Source organism: Thermococcus pacificus (genome assembly GCF_002214485.1).
In the GTDB taxonomy this organism is placed as follows: domain Archaea; phylum Methanobacteriota_B; class Thermococci; order Thermococcales; family Thermococcaceae; genus Thermococcus; species Thermococcus pacificus.
The window spans coordinates 750,357-775,549 of the sequence record NZ_CP015102.1 but is presented as its reverse complement, the minus strand read 5'-3'; the positions used below and the strand labels follow the sequence as shown (position 1 = coordinate 775,549).

The following is a 25,193-nucleotide window of genomic DNA, read 5'->3' as shown; positions in this document are numbered from 1 at the left end:
GTTTTGCCCTCGACGTTCAGCGTATCTCAACCGTGTATCCGTTCCTCGACACAAAAACATCGCGCCCTATGAGGTAGCCTTCCTCCTCTGCCAATTCCGCGTAGTGGGTTAGCATCCTGAACTCGCCGTGGGCCGGAACGATGTTCTCCGGATTGAGCATCCTCAGTAAGTAGCGGTGGTCTTCCCTGCTCGCGTGGCCGCTCACGTGGAGGTCCTTTATCATCCTGACGCCCTTCATCTTGAGCTTCGTCTCGAGGACGTAGCGCTGGGCCTTGTTGAGCGGGTTCGGTATCGTCCCCGCGGAGAATACCACCGTGTCGCGCTTGCCTATGTCGTAGAGCTCTCCGTTGGCCATTCTGGTAAGAACCGCTCCAGGCTCACCCTGGTGGCCGGTGACGACGAGCAGGTAGTTCTCCCTCGCGCCGGAAACCTCTGCGAGAACCTTCTTTATCGCGTTGGGGCTCCTGACGGCCCTGGCTCCTTTCATTCTTATGAGGCCGAGCTGCTTCGCTATTCCCGTGTACTTCGCCAGTGAGCGGCCTACAAAAACCGCCTGCCTGCCCATCTTGTTGGCTATCCAGATGAGCTCCTGGAGGCGCGGGATGTGGCTGGCGAAGGTCGTTGCTATTAACCCATCCTCCTCCATGCCCTCGTAGAGGAAGAAGTCCTCGAGGAGCATTTGAGCAACGGCCTCACTTGGGGTTTTAGTCGGCTCTGAGACGCGCGTGGATTCCGGTATGAGGACCTTAACGCCCTCCTTTCCGAGCTCCTTGAGGCGCTTGTAGTCAGGCTTCTCGCCGAGCGGGTTGTTGTTGTCGAACTTGAAGTCGCCGGTGTGAACTACTGCGCCTTCGGGCGTGTGAACGACCACCATGGCCGCCTGCGGTATCGAGTGGGTTATCTGGACGAACTCTATCGCGAGGTTCTCGCTGACCTGCACTATCTCGCCGAACTGGGTCTCGTACATGGGGTTCTTGACCTCGAAGTACTTCTCGCTCTTGACCTCGCTTTTGGCGAGCTTTATGGTGTACGGCGTCCCGTACACCGGCACGTCAGGGTAGTGGGGTGCGAGCTTTCCTATCGCCCCTATGTGGTCGAGGTGGCCGTGGGTGAAGGTTATGGCGACGACCTTCTTGTTCCTTAGAACAGAGTCGTCCGGGATTGCTCCGAGCTTCTGGAGCTCCTTCGTTGGAAACTCCTGGATGTTCACATCCTCGTGGATTAGAACGCGGTCGAGCCTTATACCCATGTCGATTATAACTACCTCTTCCCTGCCGCCGTTGGTATAGCCGACGGCCGTCATGTTCTTGCCGACTTCCTCGTAGCCGCTAAGAGTGTAGATTTTTATCATGTCTATTCCTCCTTACGCCCCCAGGCCTCTCCTGAGGCGTGGGGCTGCGTTGGTCTTAGTTGTCCCGAGGGTTTAAAAAGGTGTGCATTTCAAAGGGAGAAAAGAAAGGTCAGAGCCTGCCGCCCCGAAGGTATTCCCTCAGATCAATCCTCTGCTCCAGCCACTCCCTTGTGAAGCCCGTAATCACGAGCGGAACTTTTCTCAGCTCTTCAACATTCCTAGCACCAACAAGGAACATCGCGTTCCTGATTTCCTCGATGTAGCGCCTCAGGATTTTAATCACGCCCTCAACATCGCCCTTTACAGCTGGCTTGAGGAGCGGAAGTGCCACACCGGCGAAGGTGGCCCCCATTGCCAGAGCCTTTGCTATAGTTATTCCATCTCTCATCCCGCCAGTGGCTATTATCGGCAGATCGGTCGAATAGCGCACTTCGGCAACGCTTATGGCCGTTTTGATGCCCCAGTCCCAGAAGCGCAGGGCCAAGCCCTTTCCGATCTCGTCCTTCACCCTGTAATACTCGACTGCACTCCAGCTCGTCCCGCCGAGGCCGCCTACATCGATGGCGTCAATCCCTATACTCTCAAGTCTTATGGCCACTTCCTTCGAAACTCCCGCTCCTGTTTCCTTCGCTATTATCGGGTATGGGAACTCGGCTTTAAGTTCGGCTAATGCTTTAAGAACGCCCCTGTACTGCGTATCCCCCTCGGGCTGGACGCTCTCCTGGAGGGGGTTCATGTGTATGGCTAGGGCATCGGCCTGAATTGTCTCAACAGCCCTCAGAGCCTCCTCCAATCCGTAGCGCTCCGGCATCGTCTCGGCGAACTGCGGTGCCCCAAGGTTGCCGACGAGAAAAACGTCTGGAGCCACATCTCTCACGTAGTAGCTCTCCCAGGTCTCGGGCTTTCTTATCATCGCCCTCTGGCTCCCAACGCCCATGGGTATGTTAAGCTCCTGGGCGGCTTTGGCCAAGGTCTTGTTTATCCTTCCAGCCAGCTGGGAGCCCTTAGTCCCACCCGTCATTCCCGCTATGAAAATCGGGTAGTCAAAACGCCTCCCGAGGAACTCAACGCTCATGTCGATCTCGTCCTTGTCGATCTCGGGAAGGCTCATGTGGACAAAATGAACGTCCTCAAACCCGTTGGAAACGTGTGCTTGCACGTTCCTCTTGAGGCAGTGTTCTATGTGCTCGAACTTCCTGATGACCGTGAGTTCCTCTTTATCAAAGGCCTGCATTCACACCACCGGATGGAAAAAGGTGGGGGAAGTTAAGAGGTTTTGGGTGGGCGGGGTAAACCTGATACTGGAGAATAAATGTGAGTAGAGCAATCGTGTGGCAGTCTCTCACTGAAATATCACAAAATACTCGTGGGTTCGAAAGATAAACTTAATAAGGATCAAAATCCATGATTAAAAAATGGTGAAAACGCATGAGAAAGATGGGCATAGATTTCTTCGATGAGCAGGTTGTAGAAGGCGGCTTTCCGGAGGGAGCGCTCATCCTCGTGGCAGGAGAACCAGGTTCGGGGAAGACGATCTTTTCCTCAACGTGGCTCTACAACGGCGCCAAAAAGTTCGGTGAGAAAGGGGTTTATATCTCGTTCGCCGAGACCAAGACGGACTTCTTCGAGGAGATGAAGCAGCTCGGAATGGACTTTGGGGAACTCGAACAGAAGGGCCTCTTCAAGTTCATAGACTTGGTCACAGTCTCTTCTGAGACCATAGAGAAGGAAATAGAGCTCATAATGGGCGAGATACTGACTTTCCAGCCACAGAGGGTGGTCCTAGACTCTATAAGCGTCTTCGGCCAGCTCATGGGGCAGGCAAAGCTCAGAGCGTTCCTTCATACAACTTTGGGAAGGTTCATGAAGGCCACCGGCGCCACGGTTCTTCTCATAGCCGAGAAGCCCATGGGCCAGGAAAAGGTCGGTTACGGTATAGAGGAGTTCGTGGTCGATGGGGTTATAGTCCTCAAGTCGAAGAGCCTTGGGGAGTCCCTTATCCGGCTGATGGAAGTCAGGAAGATGAGGCGCAGGAGCATCAAGAAGCCCCAGTTCGAGTACACCATAAGCTCACATGGTATAGAGTTCCTGGACATCCCCGAGCTCAGGAGGGCTGAGATCGAGCCGACGTGGGAGAAAATAAGCACGGGAATAAAGAAGCTCGACGAGATTGTGGGCGGAGGCCTCTACAGGGGCTCCAGCGTTTTGCTCGTTGGCATGACGGGAACGGGGAAGACCACCTTCGCCCTCCACTTCGCCGTGAACAACGCGCTGGAGGGAAGAAAGGCCCTTTACCTGGCCTTCGAAGAGCCGATGGACCAGCTCCTCAGGGCGGCCAAGAACTACGGCCTCCCAATAGAGAAGGTTCTCAACGGGAACCTCAACATTCTCAACATAATCCCCGAAGCCCATACCCCGGTTCAGACCTTCATCAGGATAAAGAGGGCTATAGAGGAGCATAAGCCGGAAGTCCTCGTCGTGGACAGCCTTACCGCGTTGAAGCAGCATATGAATGAAAAGGAGCTTACCAAGATGCTCCGCTACCTTACCCTGCTCACCAAGGAGTACAGGACCACCATATACTTCACCCTGAACGACGAGACCGACTTCAGGGTCGTCCCGATGACCGGAGCCAGCACTCTCACAGACGTTATAATTGGCCTCCGCTATGAACTGGTCAATGACAGGATAGAGCGCCGGCTGGCCGTTGTAAAGGCCAGGGGCTCGAACCATTCGAGGAAGATTTACCGCTACGAGATAACAGATGAGGGGGTGGTTATTTATGAGTAAAGGAGCCGAGATACTGACAAAGGCCCTCTCCGCTGCCCTTGAGAAAGTCAACCCTGGGTTAAAGGCCGTCCTGGAGACCCACCTGAGGGTCACCACAGGGAAAGGCCTCGAGCTCGCCTACGAGGATCCTTCAGCTTTCAAGGCCGCCGTTGGAAGGCTCTTCGGAGAGTACAGCGCAAGATTGCTTGAGATGGTTGTCATAGACAGCCTTAAGGATCGCTTTGGAGGTTCTGTAACAGTGGAAAGCCTTGAGGACCTCGTTTCCGAGCTCAAGAGGATCTACGGTGAGTGATCATGGACCCCCTGGAGATAATGGCGATGTCCACCAGACAGCTGAGCCCCACCTTAATAAGCCACGAGATTGGGAGCGACGTCGAGGTGATAATCTACCACCTGATCAAAATGCTCCAGCCCGACTATGAGAAGGTCGTCGTTATTTCCTTCAACGATGCCTACTATTCAGTAGTTAAGTACCTACGGGCGGTTTACCCTGATGTGGACGCCACTCTCAAAAACGTTGTCTTAGTTTCCATAAACCCCCTCGTAGAGGAGAGCATGAACCCGGATCTAATTTTGAGGACCAGCGATCCCGAGATAATAGGGGGCCGCATTAGGGCAGCCTTTAGTGGGATGAGCAATGTTCTGTACATCGTTTTGGGCCTCGACATCTACGGTGTCAGGCGTACCCGGGATCTTCCTGTCATGATTCCTGCAATAACGAAAACCCTATCCCTGGGCGGCAACAACGGAATACTGATGGCCTTCAACGTCAAGCTGTTTCCGGAGAACATCGTGGAGCTCGTAAACAGCTTCTCGTTGAGCGTCTTCAGACTTAGCGTTAAGGTTGAAGGTGAAAGTTTAAAGAGGGTTTTGACCGTCGTCAGAAGCCCGTTCCTCGAGTACAACCTCAAGTCCTGGAGCTATATGGTCACCAAGGGCGGGCTTATTTTCACGCCTGAGAAAGAGCCTTATTAAGCTTGATCTTTTTCTTTTTCAAGCCTTGCCCTTCAGGACGGAGGAGGCCAGCTGTGTGCAGGCTCCAGTAACTCGGCGAAGATTATCGCGCCTATGTACTTCCCGAAGCCCTTCGGCGAGGGGTGGACTCCAACATTGAAGCGCTCCAGGGTCTCTTTTAATACGGGTACGAGCTTGCTCTCGTCGGTTATCTCAGCGAGGAACTTGAGCTGGACGAACTTTCTCTCGCCAAGCCTCGGGAGGACTTCCCCCTCGAGCATGACCTTCATCTCCCGCGGCATTCCGGGGAGGACGAAGATCTTACGCCATAGTACTCGATATAATGACCAGGAGGTGCCCCTCGCTGTTCTCAAGTGGTTCGGCTCCCTCAGGGAGGTAGGTCATCTTCATCCTTCCCTCGTTCAAAGCCGGGTCGTCTATGTAGCCTTCCCTGTAAAGGCGCTCGTAGAAGGCCCTAATTTTTTCCAAACACTCCTCGCAGAGGACGAGTTTCCTTCCCAAAGCTTCGGCGACAGCTAACATGGTAACGTCGTCGTGGGTCGGGCCCAACCCGCTGGATATAACGAGAACGTCAGGCCTTCTCTCAAGGGACTCGTTGATTGCCTTTTTTATCTCCCCAAAGTCGGTCCCCGACGGTGGTGATCCTTCTCCCCAGTAGCCCCTCTCGGTCAGCTTCTTCGCTATGAAGGCGGAGTTGCTGTCAACGGTGTTTCCCGTGAGAAGTTCATCACCTACCGTCATCACCTCAGCCAGCAAGCTCTCACCCCCTCAGCCTCGTCCCGAAGCCGTCCCCCCTTATCGCCCCGCTCAGTCTTCCTGGAACTTTCCCGTTCACGAACCAGACCTCGGAGTGCTCGGCTATCTTTTTTGCCTCACGGAGCTTGTTGCAGATTCCACCGGTGACGTCGGTTCCGGCGGCAGTGCAGTGGAGCCTATCGAGCAGGGCGTCGATTTCCTCCTTTGAGAGGTTCTGGACCAGCTCCCCCTCGCCGGGCTTTCCGTCATAGATCCCGTCGACATCCATGAGGAAGATCACCTTCTTCGGCTCAAGCATCTTGGTGAGGTATGTTATTATCTGGTCGCCCGAGAGGATGTCTATTCCCTTCGCCAGGTCGATGGAAACGTCACCGAAGAGAACCGGGATGAACTTCAGCTCCAGCAGTCTTTCAATGACCTCAACGTCGCCGTAGGCCACTTCCCCGTTCTCGGTTATGAAGACCGAAGAGGTAGATACCGAGAATGCGGGCAGGTTCTCTGCAACGAAGGCCTCTATGAACTTCGCGTTGGCCCTCAGCATCGCCTGGTGGGTCAGGGTGAAGCCGATCCTTTTGAGGCTTGCTGACTCCCAGTCCTCGGGCAGGCCATCCCTTATGCCGTACTTTTTCGCCTCCGGGTGCCCGAAGCTGCCCCCGCCGTGAACTACGATAAAGTCCTCTCTGGGATAAAAGTTCGCTATTTCCCTCGCAATCTCTCTGACTGTCTCCACATCGAAGTTCTCCGGCTTCCCCTTCTTGTCACTGAAGACGCTCCCGCCGATCTTGACGATTATCATGGCAGAACCTCCTCAATGCGAAGCCCTTCGCGGCTTATCTCGGTTATCATCGGCGTCCCACCGGCTATCGTTATCGCCGTTGCCACCTCGCTCTGCCTCTCCGGGGCCAGGGCGTACATGCAACCGCCTCCTCCTGCTCCAGTTATCTTCGCCCCCAAAGCGCCGGCGGTTCTCGCGGCGTAGACCAGCTCGCTCAGCTTCTTCGTTGAGACGCCCAGGGCATCTAAAAGGCCGTGGTTGATGTTCATCAGCCTGCCGAGGCGGGCGAGCTTCTGCCCCTCTTCAAGCTCCGACAACAGGGTCTCCCTTGCCTTCTCCACGACTTTACCCATCGAAGCTAGGATTGGCTCGACTATCTCAGGCATCTCCTCGTAGGTCCTCCTCACCATTGCCACCAGCTCTTTGGTTGAGCCGCTTGAGCCAGTGTAGCCAACGACTATCGGCAGTTCCATGAAGGGAAGGTGCTCGAATTTACCTTTCTCGTAGTGAATTATTCCCCCTATGGCAGAAACCGTCGGGTCTATTCCGCTTGAGGCACCCTGGACCAGGAGCTCAACGCGGTGGCCGAGCTTTCCTATCTCCTCGTTGGTGAGTTCAAGACCGAGGAGCTTTGAGACCGCCCCGATTGTGGCAACGGCAACGGCGGCCGAGCTTCCAAGTCCAGCTCCAACCGGAATCTGAGAGGTAATCGAGACCGTGATTCCCCTACCATTAACGTCGGCCTCTTCCCGGACAAGCTCTATCGCCTGTCTGACGTAACTGAGAACCTCGGCGGCCTTTCCGTAGTCGCTCTCGAAGTATATCTCGTTCTCGGAGAAGGAAACTATCAAACCGGGGGTCTTTATGTCGTGGGCCTCTATTTTTATCCTTCCAGAGTCGTTGAACTCGGCCCTGACGTAGGTTCGAAGGTTTATGGCGGCCGCTATTGCTGGCTTTCCGTAAACCACGCTGTGCTCACCGAAGAGGATAATTTTAGCGGGAGCTGAAGCTAAGACTCTCATCTTTGACCCTCCACAAACAAAAAGAAAAAGAAAGTTTATGTGGCTTTTGGTAGTCACTTCCTCATCACGATGCTCGCGTATCCAACTACTGCATCGGTGCTCCTGCTCACCTCGAAGCTGGTCGTGTAATGGAGCAACTCAGCTTCAACCGCTCCGGCTAGGCGAGAGTAGACTATCGCGGTTCCGACGCCACCGGGCCCGCACATCGTGTGGTCAAGCTTTCTGATCTCATTGAACATCCCATCGACGTCGAAGTCAAGGATGCGCCTTATTACCTGAAAGTCCCACTCCTTTATCCTGTGGGGAAGCTCGTCAGCCCTGGCCTTAAATGGCACGTAGCCGTAAACGGAGCCGTAGTGGGTGAAGTCAGTGCTCGCGATAACGACCACGTCCCGTCCCAGTTCCCTGCTGGCTTCGAATATGGCCCGTCCAAGTGCCCTCGAAACCTCCTCATCCTGAATTCCAAGGGCTATCGGAACGAGTTTGACATCCTTTCCTGCTTTCTCGACGATATACTGGATGAATGGCACCTGTACCTCGATCGAGTGCTCGTACTTGTGGGCAAGCTCATCTAAATCCGCTATCCCGGATAGCTTTGCTATCGCCTTGGCCATCTCGGAATCGACTTCTATGGTTCCCAGCGGAGTCAGCCACTCACCTTCAGGGTAAACCGCTATCAGTGAGCCGAGGCCCGTGTGATTTGGCCCGAGGATTACGAAGGTTTCAGGCAGGCCGTCCTCAAAGATTGCCTTGTAGGTTCTGCTCGCTGTGTAGCCGGAGAAGACGTAGCCAGCGTGCGGTGCAACGCCAGCCGTGATTTTTCTCTCGCTACCCTCCTCCCCGAGATCCCTGAAGAACCTCTCCAGCATCTCGACTAGTTCTTCGTCAGCGGGATAGAAGCTTCCAGCGACGGCCGGATACCTAATCATCTCCACTCACCTCCAGCTGAATATCCACTCAAGACTTTAAATACCTTCGATTAGTTTAAGACCTGAACCAGTAAGGGGAAGCAGGACCCTCGAACCGTCTGAAATCTCCCCCCTCTCAATCAGCTTCCACATTGCCGCGAGGACAACTGCCGAGGTGGGTTCAACGAGGAAGCCGGCCCTTTTCAGCCAGCTCAGTGCCTCCCTGGTTTCATGCTCGTCAACGCTCACGCAGAGGCCGCCAGTCTCGTCCAAGACACGTTCCATCTCCTTCAGCCTGGGTGGCTGTGGAATAGCTATGCCATCCGCCAGCGGGTTCGGCAGTTTAGAGCGCTCGCAGAGGCTCTCGTAGCCAGCCGCTTGAACCGCAACGAAGACCGGAAGCCTCGCTATCTCGCCCATCTTCTCAAGCTCCTTAAAGCCCTTCCAGAGGCCGAGGAACAGAGTCCCAGAACCGGTTGGTACCAAAACGTAGTCTGGAACCCCAACCTGCTCGTAAACTTCGAAGGCGGCCGTCTTGGTTCCCTCGAGGAAGTACGGGTTAAGCCAGTGGGAGACGTAGGTTAGGCCCTCTCTCTCAGCGAACTCCTCGGCTTTCTCGTGAACCGCCATTCTGTCTCCCTCAACGAAGTGGATAACCGCACCGAGGCTCTGAAGGAGGGAGAGCTTTTCTGGCATGGTGTCATACGAGACGAAGAGGTGGGCCTTTATTCCCGCTGGAAGGGAGTAGAGGGCAAGGCTTAATGCCGCGTTTCCTGAACTGTCGAGGACAACCTCGTTTATGTCTTCCTCCATGAGCTTGGCAACGGTAACGAACGTTCCCCTGTCCTTGAAGGAGCCGCTGGGCTGGAGATATTCCAGCTTGAAGAGGGCAAAGACCGGTCCTGCCTGAACTGAAGTAGTCGGCGTTATAGCAGGTATCGCGGGAGGGAGGTAGTTGCCCCCAATGGGAAGGAAATTGAGGTACCGCCTGATGTCTAGGTAGGGCAGGAGGCTCCCGAAGAAGTCATAGCCTTCTCTCTCAACGAGTAGTGTCTCACCGCAGTCGCACCTCAGCCTGAACGTCTCGGGATATGCCTTACCGCACCGCGTACACCTGAGCATGCTTTCAGCTCCAAAGGCTTTTTTAGTTCCAACACTGACTATAGTGCACGAGAGCATAAAAAGGTGGTTACCATGGGTGAAAAGTTCGTTTCGGCTGAGAGGCCTCAAACGGAGGAAGGCTACCAGTACCACATAGCCTGCAAGCCCGGCGACGTTGCCAGGTACGTCCTCCTGCCCGGCGATCCTGAGAGGGTCCCAAAAATAAGTTCACTCTGGGATGAGGCCAAAGAGATAGCCTTTCACCGCGAGTACAGGACGCACACCGGGAAGTACAAAGGCGTCCCGATAAGCGTGACCTCAACGGGAATAGGAGGGCCATCTACAGCCATAGCGGTTGAAGAGCTCGCCGCGATAGGGGCGGACACTTTCATCCGCGTTGGCTCGACCGGTGCGATACAGCCAGGAATGGAGATAGGGGACTTAATCATTGCGAAGGCAGCGGTGAGGCTTGAAGGAACTTCAAAGCAGTACGTTAGAGTTGAGTACCCAGCCGTCGCCGATTTGGAGGTCACGATGGCCCTGATTGAAGCGGCCGAGAGCCTGGGCGTCAGGTACCACCTAGGCATAACCGCCTCGACTGACAGCTTCTACCTCGGCCAGGGCAGGCCCGGCCTGAACGGCTACTTCCCGAGCTTTGCCAGGAACATCCTCGACGACCTCAGGCAGGCCAACGTCACGAACTTCGAGATGGAGGCCGCTACCCTTTACACGCTGGCGAGCATCTACGGCCTGAGGGCTGGCTGTGTTTGCGCCGTCTTCGCCAACCGTGTTACCAACGAGTTCGGTAAAGCAGGAGAGAAGGAAGCCGCCCTCGTCGCCAGCGAGGCGGTTAAGATACTTGCCGAGTGGGACGAGGAGAAGGAGCGGAAGGGCAAGAAGGTCTGGTTCCCGGGACTGAGAGGTTGATGTTTTATTTTTATTTCCAACGTTCTGCTAAGGAAACGTCTAAAAAAAGCTTCACTAAAAATTCGTGGTTCTTGCGAGAGTTTGGTCTTTAATGAGATTCAGAGCTAAGGAACTCCAGATTAAGCTTTGAATTCAATTCACAAGGCATTTTGGAAAGAGTTCAAATTTTAACCGACGCTCGAAGAGCGTCAAGAGGAGTAACTCTTTGAAAGGGTCAGCTGAGGGAATTCAAGCCCCAAAACAGCTCGTAAAAGGAATCCTGCTGTATTTTGGCACCCCTAATAAGAACCACGAACCTTGATCAAACTTCGCGAAGGCGAAGTTTGTTAAAATTGTGGTGCGGTGGCCGGGATTTGAACCCGGGCCAGCGGCGTGGCAGGCCGCTGTCCTAGACCAGGCTAGACTACCACCGCACTCCGCGGCCCGTTACATAGTCACCTTCGGACGCTTTATAAATCTTTCGGTGCGCTGAAACGGTTAAATTTATAAAGCGTTCCCGAGAATGGTTAGCTGGCAGATGCCCCGGTGGCCTAGTCTGGATAGGGCGCAAGGCTGCGGACCTTGAGGTCCGGGGTTCAAATCCCCGCCGGGGCGCCATTCTAACAAACTTCACCTGCGCAAAGCGATGGGAAAAAATTGAGCTTCTGCTTTTTGGGAATACCATACCTTCAAGGGGGTTTGCTAACGAAATTGCAGTTTCATAGTGTTTGCCCGCCTAAAGGCGTTCGAGAGAGGCAGAGCAAAAGCAAACCACACAAAAAGTAAAAGAGTGTCCCCAGAGATTCAAGCCCTCAGCTTCGCCAGCGCGTCCTCTGCCGCCTGGAGTATCTGGTATCCAACTGGGGAAGCCGTGAGGAGCGGGTGGGTCGCTATCTGGAGGGTGTAGAGCTCACTCGCGGTCAGCCTCTTCTGTATGGCCAGCGCGAGGATGTTTATCATCTCGCCGACGCTCTTTCCGCCCGCTATCTGGGCGCCGAGGATAGCGCCCCTGTCGCGGGAGAATATGAGCTTCACGGTTACCATGGAGGTGTCCGGGAACTTTGCTGGGTGCCTGTCGGGGCCCTTTCCGTAGCCAACTATAACCTCAAAGCCCTCCTTCTTGGCGGCTTCTTCCGTGAGGCCCGCCGCCGCCAGGGTCAAACCGGCAACGTGGGTGGAGTAAACGCCTATCGTCCTCCTGTTCTCTCTCACTATCTGGAGCTTGAAGAGGTTTGCACCAGCGATTCTGGCCTCGAAGGTCGCCGTCGAGGCGAGCATAAGTCCGTAGGGTTTCCCTGTGAAGAAATCCCTGTGCTCAACGCAGTCACCGACGGCAAAGATGTCCGGATGAGAAGTCCGCATGTACTCATCGGTCCAGATGCCGTAGCGGGTGACCTTAAGCCCTGCCTTAATAGCTAGTTCAACGTTTGGCTTGTAACCTGTCGAGAGGATTACCAAATCCGCGGGAACCTCCTTTCCGTCGAGGAGCCTAATTTTCTCGACCTTTCCGCTTCCCTCAAACGCTTCAACCTGGCCGTGGATGATATTAACCCCGACTTCCTTCAGTCTTTCCTCAATCATCTCGCTGAACTCCGGATCAAAGGAGCTCCTCAAAAGCCTGCTTCTGACAACAAGCGTGACTTCCTTGCCGAGCTTTCTTATCTCGTCGCCAACTTCAAGGGCTATGAAGCCACCGCCGACAATGACAATCCTTTCCGCTTCCTCAATTTTCTCCCTAAGCCTTTTGAGGTATTCGTAGTCCTTGGAAATGGTGTATATTCCCTCAAGCTCAACGCCTGGAAAGTTCGGCTTTGCCGGCCTCGAACCCGTTGCGATGACGAGTTTCTCCCAGGCAACTTCCCTTCCCGACCTAGTTTTGAGGACTTTCCTTTTGGGGTCGATTTCAACGACTTCATCGGTCAGCAGGTCAACACCGAGGGGTTTCAGGAATCTTTCAACAGGCAGAACGTCGTCGTCAACGCTCTTCAGGGTTCCAAAGATGTACGGGATCCCGCAGGGTATCATCCCAACTTCTTCCTTTCTGATGACCAGGACGGTCTTGTCCGGGTAGAACTTCTTGGCTGAAATTGCCGCCGTCAATCCTCCCGCGGAGGCTCCAATAACCACGACGTCGTACTTCACTTCGATCACCATAAAGAACGGGGTTTCTGATTATTAAACGCTTTCTTTAACCTTAAGTTCTCAACGTAAGCACCTTTTGGGAGAGAGATGAAGAAAAAAGAACATCACTCACCTGTCGCGCCCTTCAGGGCGTCCTTGCAGCCGCAGTGCCTTTCCCTCGGTATGTACTTTATGGACTTCATGAGGAGGTACTTTATCTCCTCGCTCTTCTGGGCCATCAGCTCGACGACCTCGGTATGGGTGAGCTTCTGGGTGCTTATTCCAGCCGCGAAGTTCGTGACGATGGCAACGCTGGCGTAGCACATTTCAAGCTCCCTCGCTAGAGCAGCCTCGGGGCACTGGGTCATCCCGACGACGTCGGCACCGAGTATCTTAAGTGCCCTTATCTCCGCTCTCGTCTCGAAGCGTGGCCCCTCCATGCAGGCGTAGGTCCCCGTCGGATGGTAGCTGAAGCCCAGCTCCTTCGCCGCCGTGATGAGGGCTTTCCTCAGCTCCGGGCAGTAGGGGTCTGTGAAGTCGACGTGGGCAACAAACTTCCTGTCGTGCGGGCTCTCGTCGCCGTCGTAAAAGGTGTAGTGCCTGGTTTTGGTGAAGTCCATCAGCTGGTCGAGTATCACAAAATCGCCTGGCTTCATGGCCTCGTTGAGTGAGCCGACGGCTGAAGTTGAGAGAATCCTCTCGACGCCGAGCTCGTGGAGCGCCCAGATGTTGGCGCGGTAGTTTATCTTGTGCGGCGGAACGCTGTGGCCCTCGCCGTGCCTGGCCAGAAAAGCTATCTCCTCACCGTCGTACTCCCCTACCTTCACCCGGACCTTTCCGTAGGGAGTGCTCACGAACTCCTCCCTGACGTTTTCGAGCAGCTTGGGGTCGTATACGCCGGAACCTCCAATAATCGCTATCCTTGGCATGGTATCACCTAGAAGAAGAAAAGACCTGAGGCTTAAAACGTTAGCCCTTCTCCCAGATGGCACGCTGGGATTCGGCCTTCGCCTCGATATCCTCGCTTACCTCTCCCTCAGCCTGGAGTTCGAGGATCTTGGTGAGTATCTCGCTGAGGAGCCAGGAGCCCCACTTCGGGTCCTTCACCTCAAGGGCCGCATCGATGGCCCCGTCTATGTCGCCACCCTTGAGCTTGGAGACGGCTATGCTTCCGAAGGCGAGGGAGCGGAGGTAGTGACCCCTGACCCTTGAGGCGAACTCCAACGCGGCATCGAAGTCCCCCAGTTTAGCGAGGTACGTGGCGACCTTGACGAGGACGGCATCTTCGCGGGTTCTCCCCCCTATGGTCTTCACGAGGTCGGAGTAACTCTCGCTCACCGGCCGGGAGAGAAGCCTGTCCATGACAAAGCCCGCGATGCGCTCGAACTCATCGCCCCTGAGCAGGTTGAGGAGCCTGCTGAGGACCTCCTCCCTGTCGATCGAGGCGCTGACGATGCCTTCCAGTACGGAAGTCCTCTGCTCGGGGGGGAGCTTTTCGAGGATTCCCATCACGAACTCGAGCTCTCCCTGACTGCCCATCCCTATTAGGAGGGAGTTGAGGACGTCAGAGCCCGTCTCGCCCGAGAGCGAGAGGGCTATGTCGACGAACTTCTGGTAGGTGGCCTTTGGAACGTCGGCTGTCTTGAGGCACATGGCGACCTCCTTCATGGCCTCCCCGAGCCAGTATTCGCTCTTGAGCTCGGTGAGTATGCGTATCGCGCTTCCGAACTCCTCTCGCTTGAGGTGCACCTTGACGGTCTCGACGACAGCTATGGAGCGCCATGGCTCATCATCTATCTGGTTTATGATTAGGTAGGCCCTGCGCATGTTGCCGTGCTTGAGGTACACCCTGAGGATCTTCAGGAGGAGGTCGTTGCGCTTTATGTTGTCCTCGATGTCGCCGACGTAGAAGAGTGCGTCGTCGATTATTCCAAGCTCAAGCAGCCTGACCACGAGTTCCTCGAGGAGGTCGTCGCGTATTGGCTGAGGAAAATCGACGACGGCATCGTGAACCTGACCGAAGACCTTTCTGGCGGTCTTGGAGCCGGTCTTCCAGAGGTAGGTGCCGATCTCTATGAGGGCCTTGGCGGCCAGAAATGGGTTCTCCATGGAGGAGACGACGTTGAAGGCGTACTTAAAGGCGGTCTTGTACTCGGGATGCTTGGCCCGGTGCATGTAGTAGCCAATTTTAGCGTAAGTGACCGCTCTGAGGTATTTGTCACGTATGTCCTCGGCCAGTCGAAGGGCCTCGCGGTAAACTTCAGTGGGCATTATTTCCACCAGAGGGTTTACAACGTGGAAGTATTTAATTGTTTTCCATTAACTAAAACATACGAATAGAATTAGTCAAAAACGAAAGCTCATCCAAGCTCGTCGTATACTACTCCAACGACCTCGCCGTCGTCTAGGGAGACGAAGCTGACCTTGGTCTTTTTACCGCTTTTTGGATCTATAACAATGAAATCAGGCTTTGACAGGTAGTTGCTGCGCGGCATCTTCCAGACATCGCCGTAATGGGTTCTAAGCTCCTTCAAAAACCTCTCCGCATCTTTCCTAATCACCGTTGTCATGGGTGTCACCAGTATTACATACTATCTTAAAGTATAAAAGACTTTCTAATAGACATTCGTTAAAAATAATATCGGCGTTTGTCGATTTAAAGTCTGGGACGTAGCACAGCAGCCACATCCTCACCCTGGGGAAATAAAAAAGGTGAGGCCTCACTACATCAGCATCTCAACGTACTCCAGCTCCTCAGGAATCGACCTCTTCTTTTTCCTCTCCATCTCCTTGGTGATCATGTATCCATAGACCGCTGGCATCCACATCATCTCTCTCACCTCCTTTTCATCTCTCCATTCATTTCTAATGTTATTTTCGGCTTATAAGGGTTTTCAGCCCTCAAAATTTCATACGTGTCTCTATAAATCCCTTATTCCCTTGAAAAAGCAGAGAAGTTCGAGATTGATGCTGAATGAACATAATTGTCCAAATAAATGGCCCCTAGACACCCTTTTTCCTTCAAAAGAATACATCTGAATGGGGCTCCACCACCCAACCGTTTATAAACTTTGAAGACATCTTCCCTACGGTGGGAGAAAATGGCCCTAGAAAAGCTTGGAAAGGCACTCAACAGCGCCCTCAAGAAGCTCGCCCGCTCAAGGACGGTGGACGAGGCGACTATCAAAGAGGTAGTGCGAGACATACAGAGGGCACTCATTCAGGCGGATGTTAACGTAAGGATGGTCCTCCAGCTGACGAAGACCATAGAGAAGAGGGCCCTTGAGGAGGAGCCCCCGGCGGGGGCCTCCAAGAAGGAGCATATAATCCAGATAGTCTATGAGGAACTCACAAAGTTCCTAGGAAAGGAAGCAAAACCCCTGGAGATAAAGGAGAAACCAACCATCCTGCTCACCGTCGGCATACAGGGTTCCGGTAAGACTACGAGCGTGGCGAAGCTCGCCAGACACCTCCAGAAGAGGGGCTACAAGGTCGGTCTCGTCTGCTCCGACACCTGGAGGCCCGGTGCGTACTTCCAGCTCAAGCAGCTCGTGGAGCCCCTTGGAATAGAGGTCTTCGGTGATCCCGAGGAGAAGGACGCGGTGAAGCTGGCCCGCGAGGGAGTGGAGTACTTTAAGGAGAAGGGAGTCGACGTCATCATAGTCGACTCCGCGGGAAGGCATAAGGAGGAGTCCGGTCTCATCGAGGAGATGAGGCAGATAAGCGAGGCCATAAAGCCCCATGAGGTTATCCTCGTCATAGACGGAACCATCGGCCAGCAGGCCTATAACCAGGCATTAGCGTTCAAGGAGGCCACTCCGATAGGCTCTATAATCGTCACGAAGCTCGACGGAAGCGCAAAGGGCGGCGGTGCGCTTTCGGCAGTGGCGGCAACCGGCGCCCCGATAAAGTTCATCGGTGTGGGCGAGAGGATTGATGACTTAGAGGCCTTCGACCCCAAGCGCTTCGTCTCCAGACTGCTCGGAATGGGCGACATAGAGGGCCTCCTCGAGAAACTTGAAGAGCTCCAGAAGCAGCAGGAGTTCAAGGAAGAGGACATGGAGAAGTTCCTCAAGGGCAAGTTCAACCTCAAAGACATGTATGCTCAGCTTGAGGCCATGCAGAACATGGGACCGCTCAAGCAGATACTCCAGATGATACCTGGACTTGGCTACTCACTTCCAGACGACATGGTTAAGGTCGGCGAGGAGAAGCTGAGAAAATACCGCGTAATAATGGACTCAATGACCGATGAGGAGCTTGAGAACCCCGAAATAATCAACTACTCGAGGATAAAGAGAATAGCGCGTGGTTCCGGCACGAGCACGGCTGAAGTCAGAGAGCTTTTGAACCAGTACAACCAGATGAAGAAGATGTTCAAGAGCATGGACAAGAGGAAGCTGGCCAAGATGGCCAAGAAGTTCAACTTCGGGGGGCTGGGGATATGATGGAGGTGTTCGTGCTGGTTGTCGTTAAGCCCGGCCATGAGGAGGAGGTTTACAACGCCCTCAGCGGACACGAGAGGATCAAGGAAATTTACAGGGTCTACGGGGAGTACGACCTGATCCTCCGCGTTGAGGTGGAGAACGTTGAGGCCCTCGACAGGTTCCACGATGAGGTTCTGAGGAAGCTCAAGAACATCGAGATGACGGAGACGCTGATAGCCAGCTCCTACAGGGGGTGAGGGGTTGGAGAGGAGGTGGGTCGCCACCATCGACCTCGAGACCTTGGAGGTCGAGTACGATCCCACCTTTAAATTTAAGTGCCTTGAGAACTGCGGAAGGTGCTGCCACGAGCTTGAGATCCCGGTTCGGGACGAGGACATAACTGAAATCGAGGGGCTGGGCTATAACGCCTGGGAGTTCGTTGACTACGATAAGATGTTCTACAGGGGCGACAAGTTTCTGAGCTACGCCCTCAAAAAGCGCCCCTTCGACGGGGCCTGCGTCTTCCTCGATCCGGAGACAAAGAGGTGCAAAATCTACCCCCATAGACCCCTCGCCTGCAGGCTCTATCCTTTCGTGTTCGTGAAGTCGGGGAAGAAGATGGAAGTATACGTTAAAATGGATCCATTCTGCCCCGGTCTAAACCACCCCGACGGAGAGCCCGTTACGGGGGAGTTCCTGCTCCGCGATTATGGCGACGTTATAGGGGAATACCGCGGGAAGATTGTAAAGGCCACCGAGTGACCGAAACATATTTATACATTTTTTTGTTAATCACTGGGCACTGGAGGTGAGAGCGTGAGTCAGCTTAAGTCCGTGCAGGAAAAGCTGAGACTGGTCAGGGTGCTCAGGCTGCTCAAGAAGACCTACACCTACGAGGAGCTCTCCAAGATAACGGGGCTCCCAATAACGGTGCTCAACAGGTACGTGAGGGGGAAGGTTCTTCCAAGTGCAGAGAGGACGAAGGAGCTCCTCAACCTGCTCCTGCCCTACATAAACATAGAAGAGGAAGTCCGGAAGAGGATAAAGTTCGACGAGTACGGCTTCTTTGACAACATGCCCGTCCTCAGCGACACCGCGCTGATGAGCCTTATAGCCGAAGACGTGGCCGGAAGGTACATGGACATGAACGTGGACAAGGTTCTAACGGCCGCAACGGACGGCATAGCCTTCGGCGTCCACGTGGCGAGGGAGCTCAACGTCGATGTCGTCTACGCCAAGAAAAAGAAGGAAGTGGGCGTTGAGAAGTTCTACGAGGTCAGCTACGTCCCCAGCGCCTCGGGAAGCGTTACAACACTCTACCTGCCGCAGTGGGCCCTCAGGAAGGGAGAGAACGTCCTCATAGTGGACGACGTCATAAGGAGCGGGGAAACGCAGAGGGCTTTGCTGGAGATGTGCAGGCAGGCGGGAGCAAAGCCCGTCGGGATGTTCTTCCTCATAAGCGTCGGCGACGTGATCGACCACCTCAAAGAGGAGTATAGCATCCCGGTGGAGAGCCTAATAAAACTGGAGTGATTGGAATGAAGGTCTTCATCTACAACGCCGACGGCTTGACGATCCCGGTGGAGGTCGAGCCCGGCCTCCCCTTCAAATTCCGCTGCAGTGAGGAGGAGTGCGGAAAAGAGGTCGTCATTGAGGGAGTCGTGAGGCACGCAGACGAGGCAGAGTTCACAGAGGTCCTTGAGAGCACTGTAACAGAGAACCCTGACTTCAAGAAGATACGGGAGATAACGGCTAGGAGCCTGATTTTTGAGGGAAAGGTCAACGGAAAGGACGTAGTCCTCCCCGTCGAGAGCTTTGACGACTTCGCAAAGCGATTCCTCGACGAAGTTCTAGTCCTCCGTTAGCCTGAGCCTCATGTCCTCTTTTACAACCTGCATGGCCACACTCGTGTTGGTCTTCTCCACCCCCTCCAGCGAGAGGAGCCACTTCACGAACCGGTTCATGTCCGCCCTGTCTCTGAACTTCGCGACGACCACTATGTCGAACTCCCCGGTTATGTCATAGACCAGCATCACCCTGTCGTTTCTGGCTATCTCGCGCTCTATCTCGACGATTCTGCGTCCCTGGGCCTTCACACCGATGACGGCAGTGAGGCCAAAGCCGAGCTTCTCGTAGTCGAGGACGGGAGCAAACCCCCTAATTACGCCCTCTTCCTCCATCCTCTTGATTCTGTTGTAGACTGTTCCGACGGCCACCCTCAGTTCCCTCGCTATCTCGCGGTAGGAAAGGCGGGCATTTTCCTGGAGCAGTGAAAGTATCTTAAGGTCTAGCTCGTCCACTTCCTCACCCCCTAAAGAGTGAAAACCGTAAACTTTAAATACCCTTCCCCGGGATGAAATAGCGGGCAGTGGACCGGTAGCCTAGCTAGGACAGGGCGGCGGCCTCCTAAGCCGCAGGTCCGGGGTTCAAATCCCCGCCGGTCCGCCATTCTCCCAAAATTTGCCTTCACGAAGTTTGGTCAATGTTCACATGTCCTTTTAGAATCCTCAGTTTTAAGGGGCTTACCCATTAATTGCATCTCTCAGGTGTTTGCTCTCATAAAGGCGCCCTTAGGGCGCCAGAATAAACTCAAACTGCTTGAGTGGCTCGAGAAGTAAACCCTTATTCAAGCAGGAATTTGAGACATGCACGCTGATGCCCATCCGTCAATTATGAAGAAAGGAACCTCTTGGTCAATTTTCCCAAAGCTAACTCGTGAAGTTTTATCAAAGCCCGCATGTCACCTCTAGGATCATAAAACCCCAAGCGCCGATAAACACCCCACCCAAAATCACACTCAGCCAGTGCACGGTTATCATTGCACCCTTAGTTAAAATATACCATCCAAAGGCAACCTATTGAGATTCAAACAAAAACAAAACGGAGGTGATGACATGACGGAGGACGCGGTTCTGCTCTACCTCGCCGCCATGAGACTGGAGGAGAGGGGAAAGAAGAGCAGGAAGCGTTGATCCCCAACGAAAGCCTTAAATACTCCCATCTTTTTAGTTAAGTATAGTAAGAAAAAGTTGAGGGGTGATGCGGATGACGTACGTCGCAGTTCTGGCCAACATCAACGGGAACCTGCCGGCACTGGCGAAGGCCCTCGAGAGGATAGAGGGGCTCAAGGAGGAGGGGTATGAGATTGAGAAGTACTACATCCTCGGAAACGTCGTCGGCCTCTTCCCGTACCCAAGGGAAGTCCTAGACACGCTCGACGACCTCATAAGGAACAACAGGGTCAAGGTCATCCGGGGCGAGTTCGACCAGGTCATAGCTGAGAGCGATCCCCACGCCGAGGGTCCGGACTACATAGATCGGATTGAGTATCCTGACTACATTAAGGCTGCCCTGAAGTACACGTGGGAGGCCCTCGGCCATGAGGGCAGGGAGTTCATAAGGGACCTGCCGGTTTACCTCGTTGACAAGATTGGAAAGAACGACATATTTGGGGTATACGGAAGCCCGCTCGATCCGTTCTACGGCAAGGTGCTCCCCGAGCAGCCAACGGCGTATTACGACGCCATAATGAGGCCGGTGAAGGACTACGAGATACTCTTCGTAGCATCGCCCAGGTACCCAGTCAACGTGATGACTCGGTACGGAAGGGTGGTCTGCCCCGGAAGCGTTGGCTATCCGCCCGGAAAGGCCCACAGGGCGACTTTCGCACTGGTGGATGTTAATACCCTCCACACGAAGTTCATAGAAGTGGACTATGAGGAGGAGAAGAGGCTCATAGAGGAGAGGATAAAGAGGGAGGGCCTTCCGGAGGAGCTCGTGAGGGTTCTATACCACGGCAGGGTTTAACGTCCTCCATTTTACCCCCTGTGGAAGCCGAGGGCAAAGCCGCCCAGAAAGGCCGCCGTGCCTGGGAGGAGGGCCATGACCTTCTCTCCCGCGGTCAGGACTTCATGGCTCCACTCGCCCACGAGGTTGAAGAGCCGGTCCTTGTCTATTATCAAAACTCCTTTCTGCTCGAGCCAGAGGAGGCTGACCACGTAGGCGCCTATTAGGGCCAGCGCCAGCTTCATAACCTTCTTGATGGCGTAGCCGGTTAAGAAGCCGACCACAGCCCCTACACCCATGTCGCCCATCATGGCGTTTACGTCGAACTCCATTCTACCACCCAGAGTATAGCAAAAGCCTCATGGGATAAAAACGTTACCGCCAAAACGTTTAAATTAAATGGAACCAAAATATTTACAGACCATAAAAGTAGGTGAGAGCATGACGACTCCAATGGAGAGGCTCAGGAACAAGATAACCAAGGAAGTTCTGTGGCTCTACATACTGAGACTGTTGAAGGAGAGGCCCATGTACGCGTACGAACTGAAGGAAAGAATAAAGGAGGCCTTCAACTTCGAGCCAGCGACTGTCAGCTCATACGTCGTCCTCTACAAGCTTGAGAAGGAAGGCTACGTAACTGCTGAATGGCAGGAGAGCCAGACCGGAAAGCCGTCCAGGAAGTACTACAGGCTCACTCCCGAGGGGGAAAAACTCCTCGAGGACGGTATCGCTTTTCTTGAGGATATGCTCTCCAAACTTAAAGGAGAGTGAATGCTGGCTGGACTTCCAGAGAATTTTAAACTCTCCTTTCAATCCTATAAAAATCCCAGAAATGTAGAAACGCAGAATGGAAAAGCCAGAAATAGAATATGGGGGACTTCAGCGTCCCATTCCACCGCGCGGCTCCCTGGCCTTCGGGCGGAGGCCCTTGTAACCGCACTTCCTGCACTTCTCGGCCTTCCACGGATTGGTGGCACCGCAGCGCATGCAGATGTATTTCCTAAAGATCCTTGCCTCAGCTTCGGGGAATCTCGCCATAGTGATCACCTCATGATCTTAAACCATCTTCACCTACACGACTCGATTTTTAAAGCTTTGGTGCGGGGGACGGGATTCGAACCCGCGCAGCCCTGCGGCAGCGGATCTTAAGTCCGCCCCCTTTGGCCAGGCTCGGGCACCCCCGCGCGAGCTAAACTAAAGGGGAGGGATTAAAAACCTTCCCCTCAGGTCCTAATGATCCTCATCTCAAAGTCCTCGACCGGGACCTTAAAGTCCTCCCTGCTCTCGATCTCTTTCCTGTTGTAGAGGATCTCCCTGGCGAGGATCCAGTATATGAGCGCGAGAGCTTTTCTGCCCTTGTTGTTGGTCGGTATGGCAAGGTCAACGTAGCTGAGGAAGTTCTCCGTGTCAACGAGGGCAACTATCGGAATGCCGATCTCAATGGCCTCCTTCATAGCCTGGTGGTCAGCCCTCGGGTCGGTGACGATGAGAACGTCCGGCTCCATGAACTTCTTGACCTTTGGGTTGGTCATTGTCCCGGGGAGGAAACGGCCCGGAATGGCCTTGGCCCCGGTAACCTCGCCGAACTTCTTGACCGGTTTCTGACCGTAGAGCCTAACGCTCACGGCGAGGATGCTCTCGGGGTCGAACTTGGCCAGGAACCTGCCGGCAACCCTAAGCCTCTCGTCGGTCTTCCTCACGTCGAGGACGTAGAGGCCGTCCTGCCTGACCCTGTAGATGAACTTCTTCATGTCCTGGGTCTTCTGCTGGGTGCCGATGTGGACACCGGCGGCAAGGTACTGGTCGAGTGGAACAAGGTATTCCTCCATTCTTCACACCTCCTCATCCTTCAAAGGTTATTATCCTACCCCTTTCACCCAAATCTTCGGCGATTCTTATCAGCTCGTTCAGCTTGGCGATGGAATCCCTCCGGAAAACCATCGCCGGGCAACGCAGGCCCACAGCTATGTGAGCCAGTGCCTCATCGGAGGACTCGTAGCGAGCCTCCGCGAGGATAGGGGTTATCCTCTCCGACTTCGCGTCGTTCACGAGGTTGTATAAGTCGGTGAGCGTGCCGAGGTTTATGGGTTTTATGGAAAGCGCGTTGTAGTAGCGCCTATCGAGTATGTCCTTCTCACGGAAGAGGTATTCGCCATCAACGAACACCTCGTGGGTTCCGGCGATGAGCTCGAGGAAGAGTTCCTCGTCGCCAATGGGCTTTATGTATGCAACGTTGTTATCCTCCACGATGGAGAGCACTTCCTCCGTCCCGAGGGGCTTCTTCTGGACGAGACCGAGGGCAACGTCGAGGCCCAGCTCATCGGTGGCCTTTTCAGTGGCCTTTGAAAAGGCCCCCACCGAGTTCCCCTCCGCGTGCTCAAGTAGCTTGTTGAGCGCGTCGATGACGTCGGTTATCTCCATGAGGTCCCTGACGGTGACGTAGTAGTCAAATGTCTCCCCGCTGGCCACCTCGAGTATTGGGACGGGCAGCTCAGTGGTGAAAGTGCCGCCGAGGTAGCTGTAGAGGGGGGTCTTTTTGACGCTCGCTGCTGCTTTGGCAACGGCCACTGAGACAGCTAAGGCAGTGTTCGCGCCTATGTGGCTGAAATCCTCGGTGCCGTCTATCTCCCAGAGATAGCTGTCTATTAACTCCTGCTCGCTCGCGTCGAAGCCTATGAGCTCCGGGCCAATTATTTCGTCGACCTCACTCACAGCCCTGTGCGCCTCAGCTATGTAAAGGCTCGGGTTCTCATCTATAGGGGCGGCAAAGCGGCCAAAGCCAGAGCTTGTGATGACATCTACCTCAACGGAGTACCTGCCACCCCTGAGCACTGCAACCCTGCCGATAACGTTCTCTATCACGGTCATCTCGCATCAGCTCGGCCTTATTACGGTGAGCGGTATTATTCCCTTCTCAAACTCGAGCAACGCGGCCTCGAGTGGCGTGATTCCTTCCGGGACGTCGATGAGGATGGGCGCACCCATCGCTATCTGAAGTGCCCTGGCCCCTATGATGCGGGCCTTCTCAAAGCGGGTATATCTAAACACGACTACCACCCCTGCCTTCCACTCTAGCTCAACCCATTCCAGTGCAAATTTTGGTGGGGCCGCCGGGATTTGAACCCGGGTCTCCGGCACCCCAAGCCGGGAGGATAGACCAAGCTACCCCACGGCCCCCCGAGAAATGCGGTTTTTCAGTACACTTTGTAGACCATTACCTGGTCGATCAGCTCGACGTGGCTGAGGAGCGTCCTCCTGCAGCAGTACCTTTCAACGCCGAGGTCGTCGAGCACCTTCTCGGGGTCCTCACCCTTCTCGACCCGCTCCTTAAACTCGTAGTATTTGTCCCCTATGACTTTGCCACACGTGAAGCACCTTACGGGAACTATCACCCGTATCACCTTCTCCGAATATTAAAGGAAAGGCATCAGCGGTAGGACTTCTGCCTCTTGGCCCTCGGACCCTTCGTTGAGCGGTTGGGCTTGTGTGGCTCGGTTCTCCTGCTGTCCCCGACAAGCATGGTCCTGTCGTACTTCATAAACTTTTCCTTCAGGTTCATGTCGTTGGTCCACTCAACGAGGGCCCTGGCTATGGCGACACGGGCTGCCTCGGCCTGTCCCATGAAGCCGCCGCCTTCAACCTTAACGTCGATGTCGACCTTGCTCACTATCTCCTCACCGGCAAGGACGAGCGGCTCCATGATAGTGAAGCGTGCTATCTCTGGCTCAATTATCTCAACGGGCTTGTGGTTGATCCTAACGCGGCCCTTTCCTTCCCTGATGGTGGCCCTCGCGATGGCCGTCTTTCTCTTACCAGCAGTCTGGATGACCTTCATTTTCTCTCACCTCAGAACTTTCCACCGAGGAACTTGGCAACCTCTCCAACGGTGACGTACTTCGGGGTTGCGAGCCTCGACATGTGGGCCTCGATTATGGTCTCAAGCTCCCTGCCCTCGAACTCCTTCGGAACGCCGGCGTAGACCTTGAGCCTCTTGAAGGCCTTCCTTCCGCGGTCGGTCTTCCACGGGAGCATTCCCCTGACGGTTCTCCTCACTATCTCATCGCTCCTCTTCGGGTAGAACGGACCCCTCCTCGGGTTGGTTCTGGTTCTAAGTTCCGTCCTCTGCTTGTACTTGGCGAATATGTCCTCGCGGTTTCCTGTGATGATGGCCTTTTCTGCGTTGACTATGACGACTTCCTCGCCCTCGAGGAGCATCTTGGCGACCTTCGAGGCGAGCCTTCCGAGTATGAGTCCTTCAGCGTTAATTATCCTCAT

30 protein-coding genes, 5 tRNA genes and 1 pseudogene are annotated in these 25,193 nt (G+C 54.5%); 13 read left to right on the top strand and 23 right to left on the bottom strand.

Annotated elements, in window-relative coordinates; translation table 11 throughout:
- Positions 1 to 16: 16 nt before the first annotated feature.
- Complete coding sequence (locus A3L08_RS04425) at positions 17 to 1,351, bottom strand: RNase J family beta-CASP ribonuclease (RefSeq protein WP_088853876.1); 1,335 nt, start codon at positions 1,349 to 1,351, stop codon at positions 17 to 19.
- A 109-nt stretch (positions 1,352 to 1,460) separates the two neighbouring features.
- A complete protein-coding gene (gene fni / locus A3L08_RS04420; RefSeq protein ID WP_088853875.1) occupies positions 1,461 to 2,585 on the bottom strand; it encodes a type 2 isopentenyl-diphosphate Delta-isomerase in 1,125 nt (374 codons plus the stop codon).
- A gap of 194 nt (positions 2,586 to 2,779) precedes the next feature.
- Between fni and A3L08_RS04415 the strand changes: the two genes are divergently transcribed.
- Genes A3L08_RS04415 through A3L08_RS04405 form a run of 3 tightly spaced genes read left to right on the top strand, consistent with a single transcriptional unit; the run spans position 2,780 to position 5,116 of the window.
- Entirely contained in the window at positions 2,780 to 4,141 is a 1,362-nt protein-coding gene (locus A3L08_RS04415) for an ATPase domain-containing protein (RefSeq protein WP_088853874.1), read from the top strand.
- Positions 4,134 to 4,433 carry a NitrOD5 domain-containing protein gene (locus A3L08_RS04410; protein WP_088853873.1) on the top strand — a complete coding sequence of 100 codons (300 nt, stop codon included), beginning with the start codon at positions 4,134 to 4,136 and terminating at the stop codon, positions 4,431 to 4,433. The genes A3L08_RS04415 and A3L08_RS04410 overlap by 8 nt, the downstream gene beginning before the upstream one ends.
- A gap of 2 nt (positions 4,434 to 4,435) precedes the next feature.
- Positions 4,436 to 5,116, top strand: coding sequence for a hypothetical protein (locus tag A3L08_RS04405; RefSeq protein ID WP_198362136.1), 681 nt, complete (start codon positions 4,436 to 4,438; stop codon positions 5,114 to 5,116).
- 32 nt (positions 5,117 to 5,148) lie between these two features.
- Here A3L08_RS04405 and A3L08_RS04400 read toward each other — a convergent pair.
- From A3L08_RS04400 to A3L08_RS04380, 5 genes and pseudogenes are all read right to left on the bottom strand, one after another.
- A pseudogene (locus A3L08_RS04400) lies at positions 5,149 to 5,872 on the bottom strand (molybdopterin-binding protein).
- Between the two features lie 4 nt (positions 5,873 to 5,876).
- A complete protein-coding gene (locus A3L08_RS04395; RefSeq protein WP_088853872.1) occupies positions 5,877 to 6,668 on the bottom strand; it encodes an isopentenyl phosphate kinase in 792 nt (263 codons plus the stop codon).
- On the bottom strand, positions 6,665 to 7,669 hold the full coding sequence (locus A3L08_RS04390) for a mevalonate kinase (protein WP_088853871.1): 1,005 nt from the start codon (positions 7,667 to 7,669) through the stop codon (positions 6,665 to 6,667). The genes A3L08_RS04395 and A3L08_RS04390 overlap by 4 nt, the downstream gene beginning before the upstream one ends.
- Positions 7,670 to 7,722: 53 nt before the next feature.
- The gene (locus A3L08_RS04385; RefSeq protein WP_088853870.1) at positions 7,723 to 8,598 is read right to left on the bottom strand and encodes an MEMO1 family protein; all 876 of its coding nucleotides are present in this window, start codon (positions 8,596 to 8,598) and stop codon (positions 7,723 to 7,725) included.
- A 36-nt stretch (positions 8,599 to 8,634) separates the two neighbouring features.
- Positions 8,635 to 9,699: a pyridoxal-phosphate dependent enzyme gene (locus tag A3L08_RS04380; RefSeq protein ID WP_088853869.1), complete on the bottom strand. Its 1,065-nt coding sequence runs from the start codon at positions 9,697 to 9,699 to the stop codon at positions 8,635 to 8,637.
- Positions 9,700 to 9,771: 72 nt separating this feature from the next.
- Between A3L08_RS04380 and udp the strand changes: the two genes are divergently transcribed.
- Entirely contained in the window at positions 9,772 to 10,605 is an 834-nt protein-coding gene (udp, locus tag A3L08_RS04375) for a uridine phosphorylase (protein ID WP_088853868.1), read from the top strand.
- Between the two features lie 335 nt (positions 10,606 to 10,940).
- Here the strand turns inward: udp and A3L08_RS04370 are convergent.
- Positions 10,941 to 11,018: transfer RNA gene (locus A3L08_RS04370), tRNA-Gly, on the bottom strand.
- A 106-nt stretch (positions 11,019 to 11,124) separates the two neighbouring features.
- Here A3L08_RS04370 and A3L08_RS04365 point away from each other — a divergent pair.
- A tRNA-Arg gene (locus tag A3L08_RS04365) sits at positions 11,125 to 11,202 on the top strand.
- A 186-nt stretch (positions 11,203 to 11,388) separates the two neighbouring features.
- Here A3L08_RS04365 and A3L08_RS04360 read toward each other — a convergent pair.
- The 4 genes from A3L08_RS04360 to A3L08_RS04345 form a co-directional block, all read right to left on the bottom strand.
- Positions 11,389 to 12,738: an FAD-dependent oxidoreductase gene (locus A3L08_RS04360; RefSeq protein ID WP_232461766.1), complete on the bottom strand. Its 1,350-nt coding sequence runs from the start codon at positions 12,736 to 12,738 to the stop codon at positions 11,389 to 11,391.
- Between the two features lie 92 nt (positions 12,739 to 12,830).
- Positions 12,831 to 13,634 (bottom strand): S-methyl-5'-thioadenosine phosphorylase, encoded by an 804-nt coding sequence (gene mtnP, locus A3L08_RS04355; protein WP_088853866.1) that lies wholly within the window; start codon positions 13,632 to 13,634, stop codon positions 12,831 to 12,833.
- Positions 13,635 to 13,674: 40 nt separating this feature from the next.
- Positions 13,675 to 14,976 (bottom strand): hypothetical protein, encoded by a 1,302-nt coding sequence (locus tag A3L08_RS04350; RefSeq protein ID WP_088853865.1) that lies wholly within the window; start codon positions 14,974 to 14,976, stop codon positions 13,675 to 13,677.
- Between the two features lie 89 nt (positions 14,977 to 15,065).
- Positions 15,066 to 15,275: a hypothetical protein gene (locus A3L08_RS04345; protein ID WP_088853864.1), complete on the bottom strand. Its 210-nt coding sequence runs from the start codon at positions 15,273 to 15,275 to the stop codon at positions 15,066 to 15,068.
- Between the two features lie 531 nt (positions 15,276 to 15,806).
- Between A3L08_RS04345 and A3L08_RS04340 the strand changes: the two genes are divergently transcribed.
- The 5 genes from A3L08_RS04340 to A3L08_RS04320 are packed head-to-tail and all read left to right on the top strand — an operon-like array spanning position 15,807 to position 18,997.
- Positions 15,807 to 17,153: a signal recognition particle protein Srp54 gene (locus A3L08_RS04340; protein WP_088853863.1), complete on the top strand. Its 1,347-nt coding sequence runs from the start codon at positions 15,807 to 15,809 to the stop codon at positions 17,151 to 17,153.
- The gene (locus A3L08_RS04335) at positions 17,150 to 17,389 is read left to right on the top strand and encodes an Lrp/AsnC ligand binding domain-containing protein (protein WP_088853862.1); all 240 of its coding nucleotides are present in this window, start codon (positions 17,150 to 17,152) and stop codon (positions 17,387 to 17,389) included. The genes A3L08_RS04340 and A3L08_RS04335 overlap by 4 nt, the downstream gene beginning before the upstream one ends.
- Before the next feature lie 4 nt (positions 17,390 to 17,393).
- On the top strand, positions 17,394 to 17,894 hold the full coding sequence (locus A3L08_RS04330) for a YkgJ family cysteine cluster protein (protein ID WP_088853861.1): 501 nt from the start codon (positions 17,394 to 17,396) through the stop codon (positions 17,892 to 17,894).
- A 54-nt stretch (positions 17,895 to 17,948) separates the two neighbouring features.
- Positions 17,949 to 18,665, top strand: a complete 717-nt coding sequence (locus A3L08_RS04325) for a phosphoribosyltransferase family protein (RefSeq protein ID WP_088853860.1) — start codon at positions 17,949 to 17,951, stop codon at positions 18,663 to 18,665.
- 5 nt (positions 18,666 to 18,670) lie between these two features.
- Complete coding sequence (locus A3L08_RS04320) at positions 18,671 to 18,997, top strand: hypothetical protein (protein ID WP_088853859.1); 327 nt, start codon at positions 18,671 to 18,673, stop codon at positions 18,995 to 18,997.
- Here the strand turns inward: A3L08_RS04320 and A3L08_RS04315 are convergent.
- Positions 18,983 to 19,432, bottom strand: a complete 450-nt coding sequence (locus tag A3L08_RS04315; RefSeq protein WP_088853858.1) for an Lrp/AsnC family transcriptional regulator — start codon at positions 19,430 to 19,432, stop codon at positions 18,983 to 18,985. The genes A3L08_RS04320 and A3L08_RS04315 overlap by 15 nt on opposite strands.
- Positions 19,433 to 19,502: 70 nt before the next feature.
- Between A3L08_RS04315 and A3L08_RS04310 the strand changes: the two genes are divergently transcribed.
- Together A3L08_RS04310 and A3L08_RS04305 are read left to right on the top strand one after the other, a co-directional pair.
- A tRNA-Arg gene (locus tag A3L08_RS04310) sits at positions 19,503 to 19,580 on the top strand.
- 597 nt (positions 19,581 to 20,177) lie between these two features.
- Positions 20,178 to 20,939, top strand: coding sequence for a metallophosphoesterase family protein (locus tag A3L08_RS04305; RefSeq protein ID WP_088853857.1), 762 nt, complete (start codon positions 20,178 to 20,180; stop codon positions 20,937 to 20,939).
- A gap of 11 nt (positions 20,940 to 20,950) precedes the next feature.
- Here the strand turns inward: A3L08_RS04305 and A3L08_RS04300 are convergent, their stop codons facing one another.
- The gene (locus A3L08_RS04300; protein ID WP_088853856.1) at positions 20,951 to 21,250 is read right to left on the bottom strand and encodes an FUN14 domain-containing protein; all 300 of its coding nucleotides are present in this window, start codon (positions 21,248 to 21,250) and stop codon (positions 20,951 to 20,953) included.
- A 109-nt stretch (positions 21,251 to 21,359) separates the two neighbouring features.
- Here A3L08_RS04300 and A3L08_RS04295 point away from each other — a divergent pair, with 109 nt between their 5' ends.
- Positions 21,360 to 21,689 carry a PadR family transcriptional regulator gene (locus A3L08_RS04295; RefSeq protein ID WP_088853855.1) on the top strand — a complete coding sequence of 110 codons (330 nt, stop codon included), beginning with the start codon at positions 21,360 to 21,362 and terminating at the stop codon, positions 21,687 to 21,689.
- Between the two features lie 108 nt (positions 21,690 to 21,797).
- Here A3L08_RS04295 and A3L08_RS04290 read toward each other — a convergent pair whose 3' ends face one another.
- The 9 genes from A3L08_RS04290 to rplM all read right to left on the bottom strand — a co-directional run bounded on the left by A3L08_RS04290 (position 21,798) and on the right by rplM (position 25,193).
- Positions 21,798 to 21,956 (bottom strand): 50S ribosomal protein L40e, encoded by a 159-nt coding sequence (locus A3L08_RS04290; protein ID WP_088853854.1) that lies wholly within the window; start codon positions 21,954 to 21,956, stop codon positions 21,798 to 21,800.
- 58 nt (positions 21,957 to 22,014) lie between these two features.
- Positions 22,015 to 22,102, bottom strand: a tRNA-Leu gene (locus A3L08_RS04285).
- A 39-nt stretch (positions 22,103 to 22,141) separates the two neighbouring features.
- Complete coding sequence (gene rpsB / locus A3L08_RS04280) at positions 22,142 to 22,747, bottom strand: 30S ribosomal protein S2 (protein ID WP_088853853.1); 606 nt, start codon at positions 22,745 to 22,747, stop codon at positions 22,142 to 22,144.
- 13 nt (positions 22,748 to 22,760) lie between these two features.
- Positions 22,761 to 23,786 (bottom strand): hypothetical protein, encoded by a 1,026-nt coding sequence (locus tag A3L08_RS04275; protein ID WP_088853852.1) that lies wholly within the window; start codon positions 23,784 to 23,786, stop codon positions 22,761 to 22,763.
- 6 nt (positions 23,787 to 23,792) lie between these two features.
- The gene (locus A3L08_RS04270; RefSeq protein WP_088853851.1) at positions 23,793 to 23,966 is read right to left on the bottom strand and encodes a DNA-directed RNA polymerase subunit K; all 174 of its coding nucleotides are present in this window, start codon (positions 23,964 to 23,966) and stop codon (positions 23,793 to 23,795) included.
- Positions 23,967 to 24,017: 51 nt separating this feature from the next.
- Positions 24,018 to 24,095 (bottom strand) — tRNA-Pro (locus A3L08_RS04265).
- A 17-nt stretch (positions 24,096 to 24,112) separates the two neighbouring features.
- Positions 24,113 to 24,310 (bottom strand): DNA-directed RNA polymerase subunit N, encoded by a 198-nt coding sequence (locus tag A3L08_RS04260; protein ID WP_088853850.1) that lies wholly within the window; start codon positions 24,308 to 24,310, stop codon positions 24,113 to 24,115.
- A gap of 35 nt (positions 24,311 to 24,345) precedes the next feature.
- Positions 24,346 to 24,753 carry a 30S ribosomal protein S9 gene (locus A3L08_RS04255; protein WP_055430131.1) on the bottom strand — a complete coding sequence of 136 codons (408 nt, stop codon included), beginning with the start codon at positions 24,751 to 24,753 and terminating at the stop codon, positions 24,346 to 24,348.
- A gap of 11 nt (positions 24,754 to 24,764) precedes the next feature.
- Positions 24,765 to 25,193 (bottom strand): 50S ribosomal protein L13, encoded by a 429-nt coding sequence (rplM, locus tag A3L08_RS04250; RefSeq protein WP_088853849.1) that lies wholly within the window; start codon positions 25,191 to 25,193, stop codon positions 24,765 to 24,767.